This is a genomic window from Azospirillum rugosum, assembly GCF_017876155.1.
Taxonomy (GTDB): domain Bacteria; phylum Pseudomonadota; class Alphaproteobacteria; order Azospirillales; family Azospirillaceae; genus Azospirillum; species Azospirillum rugosum.
Genome location: NZ_JAGINP010000017.1, coordinates 124,762 through 138,224, shown reverse-complemented (window position 1 = coordinate 138,224; position 13,463 = coordinate 124,762). Strand labels below are relative to the sequence as shown.

Genomic DNA, 13,463 nt, shown 5'->3' with positions numbered 1-13,463 from the left:
CTTACCGAACCGGCATCGCGTACTGAAGGCCGCCGTTGGTCCACAGCGCGTTCAGGCCGCGCTCCAGCTTCAGCGGGGTCTTCGGACCGACGTTGCGATCGAAGATCTCGCCGTAGTTGCCGACCTTCTTGATCACGTTGTAGGCCCACTTCTCGTCGAGGCCGAGCGCCTTGCCCATGCCCGGCGACACGCCCAGAAGGCGCTGGATCTCCGGGTTCTTGGTGTTCAGGAACTCGTCGACGTTCTTCGAGTTGATGCCCGACTCCTCCGCCTGGATCGACGCGTAGACGACCCACGTGACGATGTCGAGCCACTGGTCGTCACCGTGACGGACCGCCGGGGCCAGCGGCTCCTTGGAAATGATCTCCGGCAGGATGACGTAGTCGTCCGGGACCGGCGCGACACCGGCGCGGGTGCCGGCGAGGCCCGACGCGTCGGTCGTCAGCACGTCGCAGCGGCCGGCGAAGAAGGCGGCGTTCACCTCGTCGTTCGACTCGATGACGACCGGGTTGTAGGACATGTTGTTGGTGCGGAAGTAGTCCGCCAGGTTCAGCTCCGTCGTCGTGCCGGACTGGACGCAGACGGTGGCGCCGTTCAGCTCCTTCGCGCTCTTCACGCCGAGCTTCTTGTTCACCATGAAGCCCTGGCCGTCATAATAGGTGACGGGCGCGAAGTTCAGGCCGACGGAGGTGTCGCGGGTCAGCGTCACCGTCGTGTTGCGCGACAGCAGGTCGACCTCGCCCGACTGGATGGCCGGGAAGCGCTGCTGCGCCGACAGCGGGGTGAACTTCACCTTGGTCGGATCGTTGAAGAGAGCGGTCGCGACCGCTCGGCAGTAATCGACGTCCAGGCCGGTCCAGTTGCCAGCGCTGTCGGGGTTGCCGAAGCCCGGAAGGCCGGCGTTCACGCCGCACTGAACGAAGCCGCGCCCCTTGACGGCATCCAGCGTCGGACCGGCCTGCGCGGTGGTCACGGCGCCGAACACCAGTGCCGCGGCGGCCGCGGCGAAAAGTCCCGATTTCATCGTTAAGCTCCACCCTGTTTATGCGTTTTTACGCTTTCGGTGTTTGCAATGCCGGCCCCCTGCGGGGGTCACGCGCATATCACAAGAGTGCACCAACAGGATCGGATTTGTCCAATCCTCCGTGGGCGGCACAGTAAGTTTAGCCATCCCTTACAGAGGCTTAAGACACCATCCCTGGGTTCGATTCTTCTATGGCCGATGGCTTCCCGGGATGCCAAGATGGTCCAACCATCGCCGTTATTGCGGAAAGACCCATGAAGGACGCACAAAAAGATACGATTCTGAGTCACGCCGGGCGCGACCCGCGTGGGAATCATGGAATCGTCAATCCGCCGGTCTATCACTGCTCGACCGTCCTCTTCCCGACACTGGCGGAACTGGAAGCGAGCGACCGGACGCCGTTCGAAGGTGTCCATTACGGCCGCATGGGCACGCCGACCTCCTACGCCTTCGAAGAGGCGGTGGCCGAACTGGAAGGCGCCTTCAAGTCGGTCAGCGTCGGGTCGGGCCTGAACGCCATCGCCACCGCGCTTCTGGCCTTCACCAAGGCGGGCGACCACGTGCTGATCACCGACAGCGTCTACGGGCCGACCCGGCGCTTCGCCAACGACAGCCTGGCCGCCTACGGCGTCGAGGTGGAGTTCTACGATCCGACCATCGGCGAGGGCATCGCGCGCCTCCTGAAGCCGAACACCAGCGTCGTCTTCCTCGAATCGCCGGGGTCCCTGACCTTCGAGGTGCAGGATGTCCCGGCGATCGCGGCGGCGGCGAAGGCGGTCGGCGCCACCGTCATCATCGACAACACCTGGGCGACGCCGCTGCTGTTCCAGCCGCTGCGCCACGGGGTGGACGTGTCGATCCATTCCGCGACCAAATACATGGTCGGGCACGCCGACGCCATGCTCGGCGTCATCTCCTGCGCCGACGAGGCGCATTGGCTGGCCGTGAAGAAGGCGGCGACGCGCACCGGCGCCTGCGCCGGTCCTGACGACCTCTTCCTCGGCCTGCGCGGCCTGCGGACGCTGTCCGTGCGGCTGAAGCAGCACGAGGCGAACGCGCTGGCGCTGGCGAAATGGCTGTCCGACCGGCCGGAGGTGACCCGCGTCCTGCACCCCGCCTATCCCGACTGCCCGGGCCACGCGCTGTGGAAGCGCGACATCGGCGGGTCGTCCGGCCTGTTCTCCGTCGTCATGAAGCCCGTGCCGAAGGTGGCGCTGGCTGCGATGCTCGACCATATGGAGCTGTTCGGCATGGGCTACAGCTGGGGCGGCTTCGAAAGCCTGATCCTGCCGGTCCGTCCGGGCGCCATCCGAACCGCGACGCGCTGGGACGATCCGGGCATCGTCCTGCGCCTGCACGCCGGGCTGGAAGCGGCCGACGACCTGATCCGGGATCTCGACGCCGCCTTCGTCCGTCTGAACGCCGCTCTGTAAGGGCCCTGCCAGGGCCGATGAACGAGGAACTCTCCATGACGGACGCCCCCATGAGGGACGCCAAAGCGTTCGACGACGTGATCGCCGCCATCGCCTTCAACGCCGACGGGCTGGTGCCCGCCATCGCGCAGGCCGAGGGAACGGGCGAGGTGCTGATGATGGCGTGGATGAACCGCGACGCGGTGCTGGAAACGCTGGAGACCGGCCGGGTCTGCTATTGGTCGCGCTCGCGCGGCGGGCTGTGGCGGAAGGGCGAGACGTCCGGCCAGGTGCAGCGCCTGAAGGATTTCCGGATCGACTGCGACGGCGACACGCTTCTGCTGATCGTAGAACAGGACGGCGTCGCCTGCCACACCGGCCGGCGGAGCTGCTTCTTCCGCTCCGTGCGCGGCGAGGCGCTGGAAACCAACCAGGAGGTCCAGACCGATCCGTCGGTCCTCTACGGCCACGGCCACAAGCATTGAACGGATTTCGCTGCAATGCCGAAGAACCTTTGATCTATGTCAAGGTTCCAGGCCGGGTGGCTGGGGTACAATCCTCTTGTCTCTAACCCTCCCTGTATTCGCCTATGCCGGAGGTTCCCATGGAACCTCCGGCTATTTTTTGTGTGCGAACGGACCTCGCCGCGCAGCGAAATTTCAAAACAGCATGCGTTTTGATATAGATCAACGAACCGGATATGCCGATCGGCTAGATAAGGGTTGTCTCTAACCCTCCCTGTATTCACTTAACCGGAGATTCCCTGGAATCTCCGGTTTTTTCTTGTCCGCGTCGGGATTGACTGATGCGGTGCGCTTTCGGGACTTTTGTTGATTTGGATCAAGGCTGAGGGGCTGGTGAAAGGCCTAAACCACTCAGGTCTCTAACCCTCCTTTCTTTATTCTTGGAGGCTTCGGCAACGAAGCCTCCAATTTTTTTTGCCATATCAGGGGCGGTGGCGGCTGCGCGACCAGCGCAACACGACACCGAGGAGGGACAGAGGCACGACGATCACCGCGCCGATCAGGATGTAGGGCACGGCCCAGCGGAAGGCGTCCAGAAGCGAGGCGAGCGCATCGCGCGCCAGCGTGGCAATGTCCCGGATCGTCGCCCAGGTGTTGGTCAGGATGTTCGCCGGCGTGATGTCCAGGAAGGACAGCACGAGGCCGACCACGAAGCAGAGCAGCAACGTTCTGACGATCCAACCAAACAAGACACTGTTCCTCCAACCAAGCGCGCCGCCTCTTCCCGACGCAGGGTGGGTCCCCGCTGGTTAAACGCGGGTGCCCGGCGGCTGTTCCGGGTTCGATCCACCGGAAGCTCGGCGGGTGCTTGGACATCATCCGCGTTCCCCGAAGGGAGGCACACGCACCGGCACTCCTCAAAAGTTGTTTGTCATCATCCCTTTCGGCTTATCCCCAGAATCTGTGGATAACTTTGTGGACGAGCGTGAAAGTATGATGCCCACGCCGGGAGTTGACCCTTCTGCCACCAATTTGGGCAACGCAGCATCCGCTCAATCGGGCCGGAATACCGCCGGTTTTGTCAATGTACCGGTCACGGACAGGGTGTCGCGCGGCAATAACGCCCACTCCGCGTCGTATGGGGATAACTGTGTTACCAAATGCGGAATCGCGAACGCGCCCAAGGGCGGCTGCCCGTGCGCGCAGGAATTTTTAAATGTGAGTTTTTCAACCGGCACGCGCCGGATTCCGGGATGGCGACCCCAGCAGGGCTCGAACCTGCGACCTATCGCTTAGAAGGCGAGTTTCGCGCATCACTAAGGCATTGAAACTACTTTCCCTTTTTCCTCCACCACCTCAGCGGTGTTGCATTCTGTTGCATCCCCCATCACGGAGCGTTCGGCCGCTTCGATGTGGGTGCGGTCGTGCCGCCGCGCTTGGAAGAGGTGATAGTAGGTCTTCAGCGTGAACTCAACGCTTTCGTGGCCGGCCCATTCGGACACCTGCTTCACGTCGGCGCCCTGGTCGATCCAGAGCGATACGGCGAAGTGCCGGAACTCATGAGGGGTATAGCGCGCCCGGCCGGTATGATCGGTCATCCCGGCGACGATCTGCAACGGCTTCAGGCCGCGGTTGACGATGTTGGAGTAGGTCAGCACCGTACCCGCCTCCGAAGGGAAGGCAAGCCCGTCATGCCCCTTGGTGGCCACCTTCCACGCGCTGAGGGTGTTGCGCAGATACGGGCCGATGGGAATCGACCGGACGGCGCCCGCGGTCTTCACCTCGCCTTCGACGTTGAACCGGTCGGCGGCCCTGGTGACGTGGATCCGATCTTCCTCCACCTCGGGCCAGCGCAAGCCGCGGGCCTCGCCGATTCGAAGGCCGGCGAATGCCCACGCGATGATCAGAGGGCGCAGCCAGGGCTGGGGGGTGAACAGCTCTACCTCGGCCGTCGGATCGGCCTGGTACTTCGCCTTTGCCTCGGCGAGTCGCTTCCGGGGCGTGTCCTTCGCGTCGAACTCGTGCAACTCCGCCATGGCCCAACCATCAGCCATCCGCCGGCGCACGATGATCCAGGCCCGATCGGTCCGCCCGGCCTGCTCGATCAGGGTGCGCACCTCCGCCCGCTCGGGCACGGAGACACGGGCACGGGCCTGCTCCCGGATGATTGCGCGACGGGTCCGGCGCCGCGGGCGGAGCGAGCGGACGGGGTTGGAGCCGACAAGGTGCTGGCGCAACGCCTCATCGAACAGCGCGCCCAGCACGTTCCGCGCCCGGCGCACGGTGTCGCTCGTGCGGCCCTGGGCCTTGAGCTGGTCGAGGTAGGATTGCACGTCCGCCGGCCGCACCTTGGTCAGCAGCCGGGCGCCAAGAAATGGCGCGACGTGGTTCCGGTAATAGGACTCGTGATTCTCGATGGTCGATCGGGCCGCGCCGTCCGCCTTCAGGGCCGTGATCAGCAGCTCTTTCGCGCGGGCCACCGTGACCGACGCCGAGTCGGCAACATGGGTGCCGGCCTTCTTCTCGCCGTGCACCTGGGCCTCGTAATCCTTGGCATCCTTCTTCAGCGCGAACTGCTTCGACCGACGGCGGCCCTCCCCGTCCCGGTAATCCACCTGCCAACGGATTTCCCCGCTGGGCAGCACGCGCTTGCGAACGCTCATGCCTTGTGCCTCCTCTTGGTGCTCCGTGCAGTATCCCCCATTGCACGGAGTTTCGGCAACAGTTACCATTACCACCTCTGAAAAGGGGGTGGTTTTGGTGTTTAGTTCGGAAACGTCAGGAAGTATGGCGAAGCTAAGCACCCTCGTTCCGGCGCTGGCGGAAGTGCTCGGGCTACCCGAGCCGTCCGTCGCCCTGCCCGCCCGTCGGCTGCGCGAAGCCCGGGTGATCTCGACCGGCGGGCGCGGCCCTGGCGGTGCCGACATGACCGCGTCGGACTGCGCTGCCCTGCTGGTTGCCGTGCTGGCCTCCGAGTCGGCCAGCGCTGCGCCGGCCGTCGTTCAGGAGTGGCGACGGCTGCAAAGCCGCTTCGGTGAAGGACGTAGCCGAATGGATGCCGGGATGGCTGCTGTTCTGGACCCGTCAGCCGGGTTCCTGGATCAGCTCTCCAGCATCATCGACCTGGGGCGCTCTGGTGTAATTGAACGCATGTTCTCGCACATGATGGCGCCACAGATTGTTGTTCACCTCGGGATGCCAGTACGCAGCGCCTTCATCTCCATACATTCCGGAAATGAAGATGGCGAACTCTCCGTTGTGTTCATGTGCGAATACGGAGTGATGCCCGATGAACCAGACGATGAACAAAGCGGTGATTTAACGGTCAGTAAAGTCATTACGGACAAGACGCTCCTGCGGCTTGGTCTCCTACTTCGAACATAACGACTTCTGCAATGGGGGATGCCATGAGTAAGACGGACGCGGGAAATTCCGCGAGTGCGCTTGAAATCTGCATGGGGCTGGCCCGGGCAACCGTTCAGGGTCCGATCGCACCCGGCGGAGCGCCGCTCGCCACGATCCTGGGGCCGCACTTCGCCGAAACGGTGATTCGCGAACTCGGGGAAAAGCTGGCGAACGTGATGCCGGCCGCAGTCGTGGATACCATCGGACGCGACGTGCTGCGGGGCGGTGAGGAGATCTCGAACTTCCTCTACGGCACCCCGGAAAGCGCGACCCTGGTCTATCAGCTCGCCCGCGAGGGCCGCATTCCGGTGTTCAAGATCGGCCGCGCCACCTGCGCCCGAAAGTCCACGCTCCTGCGCTGGATCGAGGATCAGGAGCAGCGCAAGGTCGGCTGAGCGCCGGCCGCATAGGATGAAGGCCCCGCCCTGGTCGCGGGGCCTTCCTGCTTTCTGGCCTACCGCCGGCCCCCTGCCCGCTCCTCCGGTAGACCCAGCTCCATCGCGGCGTTCCCTTCGGCCTTGTCGAACAGCCACCGGAGGAAGAACAGGTTCTGGAAGGGCAACAGCCGTCGGGCCTTGGACACGTCGCCCCGGCTCCATTCCCCGGTGACGGTCGCCCCGGTCACGGCGCCGATGTCCCCCACCAAGCCGGCGGTCGGGCCAAGCAACGCCTCCAGCGGGTTCTGCCCGGCGTAGCGCCCCACCTCGCCCCCGCCGGTCAGCACCTCGGGGCTGGTGAGGCCGCGGGTGAACTTGCCGGTGAGGTTCGCAGCGTCGAACAGCCATCCCAACGCGCCCGACTTGTCCAGGCCCTTCACGATCCAATAGCCGGGGTCGTCCTTCGGCTCCCGGCCGGCCAGAGTGTCGACGCAGAGCTGCGCCACCATGCCCAAGCCGACGGCCAGCATCAGCCCGTTCAGGATCGCCGCGTCGCGCCGCTGTAGGCCGGCGATCGCGATCTGCTGCGTGGTGGCGAAGCTGAAGCTCTTGAACTGGCCCACCAGCTTCCCGACGGGGGAGGACATCCACAGCGGCTTGATGCCGGCGGATGGCGTGTTGATGGTCCGGTCCACCTCGCGCACGATCGCGGCGCGGAACGTCTCCAGCGCCTGGCGGTCGGTCCACCGGTCGGTGTGGGCGATGTGCACGCCGTCCTGGCTCTCGCCATGCTGGGCGAACTGCTGGGCGATGCGCTGCGCAAGCTCGTGGTCGATCCCGGCGGCGGCAAGGCGGGTGATCCGGTCCCGCCCCAGCTTGCCGGCCGCCAGCGCCTGGGCGTCGCGGATCAGGTTGGTGGCGGTGATCACGCCGCTGAACTGCTTCAGTGCGGCGTTCCAGGGGGCCATGATGGCGATTGCCCCGAAGTGATTCGCCGTGGCGCTCAAGCCCCGCTCGAACCGGGTGCGCCGGCCGAACTCGTCGCCGATGTCGGCAAGGCTCATGGCGCGGGAATGCAGCACCATGTCGAGCGCGGTCCCGGCAGCCTTCACCTCCTCGGCGCTGGCGCGGAAGGCCGCGAAGTTCCGGACGAGCGGGGCCAAGCCGTCCCCGAACACGCGGGTGATGCCGTGCACGGCAACGGGCCGGGACAGGTCGCCAATGCTGGAAACGGTCATCTGCCCGAGCAGGCGGACATAGTTGAAATTGGCGATGACCGGCACGGCGCGGTGGAAGATGGAGTCGGGGTCGGCCGGCGCGCGATAGGTGCCGCGCACCCGGTCGCGCATGGCCTCCAGGTCGCGGACGTCGGCGCGGCGCTGGGCGTCGAGGCGGCGGAGCTGCCGCGAGTCCGTCGTGGCGCGCATCTTCTGCACGTAGTCGTCACCCACCTTCGCGATCTGGTCCGCAAGGTCGGCGCGGCCGAAGGTGCGGGCCAGTTCCACGTCCGGCGCCATCGTGTGGCGGTAATGCTTCGCCACGGCCTCCACGTCCGACTCAAGCCACCGCTCGATCAGCTCGTCGGGGATGTTGAAGGTCCGTTCCTTCAGCGGGCCGCGGGCCAGCGGCACCACGTCGTAGGGGATTCGGCCGGCCGGCGCGCCAAGGATCCGGTCGGTGATCTGCTGGGCGATGTCCTCCAGCTCCACGTCCTCGGCGCGGGCAAAGTCCACCGCCTCTTTCACCTTCGCCTCGGCCTTGGCAAGCCCGGCCTCGGTGTCGCGAAGGGCCTCCTTCCGGTTCGCCAGCCACATTTCCATCTCGTCACGCTTGGTCCGGGCCTCCGCCACCCGGGCGCGGATGTCCTCCAGGCGCTTTCCGGCGGCGGCGGTGCGGGCCTCCGCGACCTTCACCCGGTCGGTGGCCAGCGCCGCGTCGATCTCCAGCCGGCGGGCCTCCGCCTCGCTGATCGGCCCTTCGCGCTCCAGGGCGACGCGGGCCTCAAGCTCGGCGTCGGTCATCTTCGCAAGGTCGAGGCCTTCGCGGTCGAGGTCTTCCCGGAATCGGTCGATCTCCTGCTGCTGCATCAGGTAATCGAGGTCGTCCTCCCGGTAGACCTTGCCCCGGCCGGACACGTCGGAATGCAGGGCGTCCAGCAGCTCCTGAATGTCGGGCCGCTCGTCGCGGGCGCCGATGTAGCCTTCCTCCCACGCGGCGCGGGCGGCCTCGTCCAGGGGCATGCCGTTCTTGTTGATCAGGCCGGGCCGGGTCTTGTGGTCGATGCCCAGCGCGCGCAACTCGCCGCCCTGATTCTGCACGCCGCCCTTCTTCGCCAACCATGCCGAGAGGGAGAGGGGCGGCTTGCCGGCGGGGCGGCCCCGGCGCACGTCCTTCATGAACTCGCCGAACTGCGGTGTTCCGGCGCTGGTCCGCTTCGCGTCGTTGATGGCGCGGCGGTGCTCGTTGACGGCGGCGCGCCGATCAGCGCGAAGGCGGTTCAGCTCGGTCTGTGCCTTGGTCAGCGCGGCGGACGTCTCCGCCACCTGGGCGCGCTCCCGCTCGGCCTGCGGGGTCAGCGCCTCCACCTTCGCGCGGTGCTCCTCCAGCCGGTCGGCGGCGCCGTCGCGCTGGCCGGTCAACCAGTCGGTGACGGTGCGCACGAATTGCGGCCGCTCGGCCTTGATGCGCTCATGGCTGTAGACGCGGGTGAGATAGGAGACGGCGGTTTCCGGCTTCACGTCCTCGGGCAGAAGCCCGGTTTCGATGGCGCGTTCCTTCAGCGGGTCGAACAGCTTGGAGCGGAAGGCGCGCGCGGCCTCCGCCACCTCGGGCACCTGGTGCTCGTCGCCCCGGCGCATGGCCTTGCCCACCTCGCGCTTGAACTGGTCGAAGGTCAGTCGGTCGGCGCGGCGGGCTCCGCCGAACAGGTCGCCGGCCTTCACCGCTTTCATGGAAGCGTCGGGCCGCCCCGTCCGGTACTTCAGGAAGGCGGCTTCCATGCCCTCGATCGCGGACGCCAGCGGCGCGTCCCACATCTTCACGCGCGTCTCGACGGCGACGGGGGACGCCACGCCAAGGGCGTTCTTCTCGTACGTGTACGGCGTCTCGATCAGCTCCTGCGCGACGCGACGCGTCTCGATGCTGGGGGAGGTCGCGAGGCGGAGCATGGGCGCGGTCTGCGCGATTCCCTTTTCCAGGCCAAGGGCGGAAACAAGCCGCTCCTCCGCCACCGACGCGCGGGCCTGGGCGGCGCCGACGGATGACACACCATCGCGCGGGCCGGCGCTGGCCGGGTCGATCCGGCCCCCGGTGTCGCGGGCCAAGTCCTCGGCGGTCAGCTTGATCTGGCCGGGCAGCATGGGGTCGATGGGTTCGGCCCCGGGCGATATCGGATTTCCGATATCGGGTTGCCCTCGCTCGCCCGCTGGGGTGAGGTCGCGCGCGGCCTGGGCCTCCAGGTCGTGCCACGATCCATGCACGGCCCCGACGGCACCGCCAAGGATGCCGCTGAGAAGCGCCGACACGCCGACGGATGCGGGAGTCGCGTCTGGATTGATGACCAGCTCGGACGCTCCGCCCACGGCGGCGCCGGCTACCGCCCCGCGGGCCGCGTTGACGGCGCGGCTACCCGCCCCCATGGCTCCGCCAACGGCGCCGCCGAACGCCACGGCGGTTCCGACGTTCCGAAGCGATTCCTCGGGGGAGCGGGTTTCCTGCAGATCCTGCAACGCCGCTTCCTGGGCCGCTGCCCCGGCGCCGGCGCCAAGCGCCCCGGTGACGATCCGGGCGGGCACGGCGGCCCCGCGGACGGCGTTGGCGGTCACGCCAAGGGGCAACAGGTTCACCGGGTCCACGAAGCCGGCAACGAGCCCGGCCGCGAGGCCGGCGGTCCCCGATGCCGCGAGGGTCCGGCGGTCGTCCAGTTCCTGGTCGATCTGCCGCTTGATGCGCAGCACGTCGGCCGGGCCCTCGGCGTCGATGAACGAGCGGGCATAGGGCCGGTACCGGTCGCCCAGCTCGGCGAACGGGTCGAAGTCGGGGTTCGGCTCCGACGGCAGGGACCATTCCCGCGACAGGGCGGCGCCGACGGTGTTCCCCTGGCGGAAGGCGGCGGGAACCGTCTCGGTGAGGAAGGCCGGCGCCGGCTCCTGCTGGTGCTCCGGAAGGCGGGGCGGAAGGAGGCTCGCGTCCCGCTCGGCCTCGGTCGTGGTGATGAACGGCATGAAGCAGCTCCGGATCAGCGGGGGTTGAACAGGCCGGCGGTGCTGTTGGCCGGCACCTCGGACTTCAGGTCGCGGAAGTCGCGAAGGACGCGGGCGCGGTCCACGGTCTGCGCGATGCCCCGGCGTTCCTCGTCGGCCGCGGGGGAGCTGTTCCAGTCGGGCCGCCAGCGCATGGGCTTCCCGTCGGGTCCGAGCAAGGGCTTGCCATCCTTGCCGCGAACCGGCCCCCACACGCCGTTGTCGTCCTGCTCCAGCACCTGATAGGAGGGCCGGTCTTCGTGTCCGCTGGTCCGGTCGGCATGCAGCTGAACGCGGCCCTTCAGGTTTGCGATGGGCGCCGCGGTCCCGGCCTGCTCCAGGTCGTGGTACAGCTGACCTTCGATCCATGACGAGTCCCGGCCGTTGGCGTACATCGCCTCCGGGGCATAGCGGGCGAAGCGCTTCCCGCCGATCTTCGTTTCAGCCCAGACTTTCGACAGGTCGTTCCACGCGACCTTGCGGGCAACGTCGATGTCCCCGGTGGCAAGGAACCGGTCCTTCACCAGATCCTCGAACTCGCCAGCCAGCGCGTCGGGGACGGCGGTGTTGGTGCCAAACCAGTCCCGGCCCTGCTTCTTCAGCCACGACCGATTCCCTTCGGTGATCTTCTTGTCGCCGAACATCGCTTCCCGCCGCACCCGCTCAGCCGGGTCCTGGCGCATGGCGGCGTCGACGCGCTGCACGGCGATATCGGCCGGCACGCCCGCGTTGATCTGGTCGTTGAGCATGTGGGCAACGGTGTAATCGTCGGTGCCGAGGTCGCGCGCGGCCTGCGGAGCGGTGGCCTCGATGCTGCTGACGAACCGGGCGGCCTCGATCTTGTCGGCTGGCAATCCATTCCGGAGCTTGCCGCGGATGTCGCCTGCCACGTCGCTGGGCAGGAACCCGTATTTCTGGACGGCCGTCAGCGTCACGGCCTGGCGCTCGGCGGGAGGGGCGCTGCGCTGGTCGAGCCCGGCCTTGATCGCCCCGAAATGCAGGTCAACGGCGTCCCGGTCATCCTTGTTGCGGGGGTCCAGGTAGGGGACGTGCACCGCGATGGTTGCCGGGGTGGGGTCGAGCGGTTTCACGCCCATCTTCTCGGCGGCCCATGCGTGCAACTCGCCTGCGGTCCAATCGGCGAACGCCTTGCCGCCCCGCTTCATGCCGCCGTTGGCCTTGATCACGTCGGCGGACAGGACGTCGCGGACGGGGGTGTTCGGGTCCGCCTGAAGGATCGCCAGCGCCCCGGCCGGGCCGGCGAAGTGCGCAAGGTACTTCTCGCCGTCGCCAACCCGATCAACGCCGTTGGCCTTCAGGAAGGCGGCGTTTTCATTGCCGTAGGCGTCGACCATGCGGGCGTGCAGCGCGCGCCGTTCCTGCGGGGTGCCGCTGTCGCGCAAGGCCAGTACCTGCTCATCCGTCTTGCCGGCGGCGAGCTGGGGCGCGTGCTTGCGCATCACCTCCAGCCACGTCCCGTCGGTGAACTGCCCTGGGCCGGTGGCGCTGCTGGCCGGGTTCTTGTCGCGTCCGGCCGGGGACCATTCGGCCCCGATGGTGCGGTCTGCGAAGGAAGGCGCCGGCGCCGCGACCGTCTGTCCGGCTCGGTCCACACGCTGAAGGGCGAGCTGCTGGCGCGCGGCCTCCTCCGTCACCTTGTCGAGGGCCAGCGTCAGGCGCGTGTAGTCGTGCGGCTGAAGCCACCCGGCGCCGTTCTGATAGGCGTCCTCCACCTCCACACGCCCCAGCGCCCCGCGGCTGGCCCGAATGGTGAGGTCGGCATTTCTCCGGGCGTAGGTCTCGGCGTCCTGGCGGGCGGCCTCGGCGGTCTTCTGGGCGCGCGTGCGCTCCAGGTCGCCGATCATGGTGTCACTCCGGTTCTGTAGCCGGATGCGCTCCTCTGCGGAAAGGGCGAGGGTCGGGTTGCTGACGATCTCCTGATGAACCATCGCCCGCGCGAAGTCGGGGCCGCCGGCCTCATACGCCTTCGCGACGCTGAACAGGGTCAGCTCGGAACGTCCACGGCTCTCGGTGTGGTGGCGCATCAGCTGCGCCTCGTCGGGAGTGACGAACCCAAGGCCGGTCGCCGACTGCAAAATCTGGTCGTACTCGCCAAGGGCTCCGGCCATGGCGTCAACGTTGCCACCCATGGCGTGCGCCGCGATCTGGTCGCTCGCCAAGGCAAGACGGGCCTTCATGGACGTGTTGGCGTCGCTCTGCTGACGGTTCAGGTGCTCGACGGAGAGCCGACGGAAAACCGTCTGCCCGTCCCTGGAAAGCTTCGTGTCGAGGTGCGATGCGAAAAAGGCCGGCGATCCCTTGATCACGCCTTTCTTGTAGCCGTCCCATTCGCTGGAAAAGCCCTGCGGATCATTGCGGTGCTTCAGTTCCAGCTCGGTCAGCTTCTGGCCGGCTTCGAGTTCCATGTCGGCCAGCTTCCCGGCCACGATCTGCCTCCCTACTTGGGTGGCCGTGTCGGTGATCTGGTCGCCAACGCGGGCTACGGTCGCCCACAGGTCCATCGTCATGTTCACACCCTT

At 67.1% G+C, this 13,463-nt stretch carries 9 protein-coding genes; 4 read left to right on the top strand and 5 right to left on the bottom strand.

Annotated elements, in window-relative coordinates; all coding sequences use genetic code 11:
- Position 1: 1 nt before the first annotated feature.
- Complete coding sequence (locus J2851_RS22355) at positions 2 to 1,024, bottom strand: amino acid ABC transporter substrate-binding protein (RefSeq protein WP_209769005.1); 1,023 nt, start codon at positions 1,022 to 1,024, stop codon at positions 2 to 4.
- Positions 1,025 to 1,278: 254 nt separating this feature from the next.
- On the opposite strand from J2851_RS22355, the gene metC reads away from it, so the two are divergent.
- Together metC and hisI are read left to right on the top strand one after the other, a co-directional pair.
- Positions 1,279 to 2,457, top strand: coding sequence for a cystathionine beta-lyase (gene metC / locus J2851_RS22350; protein ID WP_209769004.1), 1,179 nt, complete (start codon positions 1,279 to 1,281; stop codon positions 2,455 to 2,457).
- 35 nt (positions 2,458 to 2,492) lie between these two features.
- Positions 2,493 to 2,921: a phosphoribosyl-AMP cyclohydrolase gene (gene hisI / locus J2851_RS22345; protein ID WP_209769003.1), complete on the top strand. Its 429-nt coding sequence runs from the start codon at positions 2,493 to 2,495 to the stop codon at positions 2,919 to 2,921.
- A gap of 461 nt (positions 2,922 to 3,382) precedes the next feature.
- Here hisI and J2851_RS22340 read toward each other — a convergent pair whose 3' ends face one another.
- Positions 3,383 to 3,649, bottom strand: a complete 267-nt coding sequence (locus tag J2851_RS22340; protein WP_209769002.1) for a DUF6460 domain-containing protein — start codon at positions 3,647 to 3,649, stop codon at positions 3,383 to 3,385.
- 567 nt (positions 3,650 to 4,216) lie between these two features.
- Positions 4,217 to 5,563, bottom strand: a complete 1,347-nt coding sequence (locus J2851_RS22335; protein ID WP_209769000.1) for a tyrosine-type recombinase/integrase — start codon at positions 5,561 to 5,563, stop codon at positions 4,217 to 4,219.
- A 124-nt stretch (positions 5,564 to 5,687) separates the two neighbouring features.
- Here J2851_RS22335 and J2851_RS22330 point away from each other — a divergent pair, with 124 nt between their 5' ends.
- Together J2851_RS22330 and J2851_RS22325 are read left to right on the top strand one after the other, a co-directional pair.
- A complete protein-coding gene (locus J2851_RS22330) occupies positions 5,688 to 6,284 on the top strand; it encodes a hypothetical protein (protein WP_209768998.1) in 597 nt (198 codons plus the stop codon).
- Between the two features lie 23 nt (positions 6,285 to 6,307).
- On the top strand, positions 6,308 to 6,700 hold the full coding sequence (locus J2851_RS22325) for a helix-turn-helix domain-containing protein (protein ID WP_209768996.1): 393 nt from the start codon (positions 6,308 to 6,310) through the stop codon (positions 6,698 to 6,700).
- 59 nt (positions 6,701 to 6,759) lie between these two features.
- Here J2851_RS22325 and J2851_RS22320 read toward each other — a convergent pair whose 3' ends face one another.
- Positions 6,760 to 10,905, bottom strand: a complete 4,146-nt coding sequence (locus J2851_RS22320) for a hypothetical protein (RefSeq protein ID WP_209768994.1) — start codon at positions 10,903 to 10,905, stop codon at positions 6,760 to 6,762.
- Positions 10,906 to 10,919: 14 nt separating this feature from the next.
- Positions 10,920 to 13,451, bottom strand: coding sequence for a hypothetical protein (locus J2851_RS22315; protein ID WP_209768992.1), 2,532 nt, complete (start codon positions 13,449 to 13,451; stop codon positions 10,920 to 10,922).
- Positions 13,452 to 13,463 lie beyond the last annotated feature (12 nt).

Bases quoted from the DNA above. Each gene is read 5' to 3' on its own strand.
- J2851_RS22355 (WP_209769005.1), bottom strand. From the start codon at position 1,024: ATGAAATCGGGACTTTTCGCCGCGGCCGCCGCGGCACTGGTGTTCGGC.
- J2851_RS22335 (WP_209769000.1), bottom strand. From the start codon at position 5,563: ATGAGCGTTCGCAAGCGCGTGCTGCCCAGCGGGGAAATCCGTTGGCAG.
- J2851_RS22320 (WP_209768994.1), bottom strand. From the start codon at position 10,905: ATGCCGTTCATCACCACGACCGAGGCCGAGCGGGACGCGAGCCTCCTT.
- metC (WP_209769004.1), top strand. From the start codon at position 1,279: ATGAAGGACGCACAAAAAGATACGATTCTGAGTCACGCCGGGCGCGAC.
- hisI (WP_209769003.1), top strand. From the start codon at position 2,493: ATGACGGACGCCCCCATGAGGGACGCCAAAGCGTTCGACGACGTGATC.
- J2851_RS22325 (WP_209768996.1), top strand. From the start codon at position 6,308: ATGAGTAAGACGGACGCGGGAAATTCCGCGAGTGCGCTTGAAATCTGC.
- J2851_RS22330 (WP_209768998.1), top strand. From the start codon at position 5,688: ATGGCGAAGCTAAGCACCCTCGTTCCGGCGCTGGCGGAAGTGCTCGGG.
- J2851_RS22315 (WP_209768992.1), bottom strand. From the start codon at position 13,451: ATGACGATGGACCTGTGGGCGACCGTAGCCCGCGTTGGCGACCAGATC.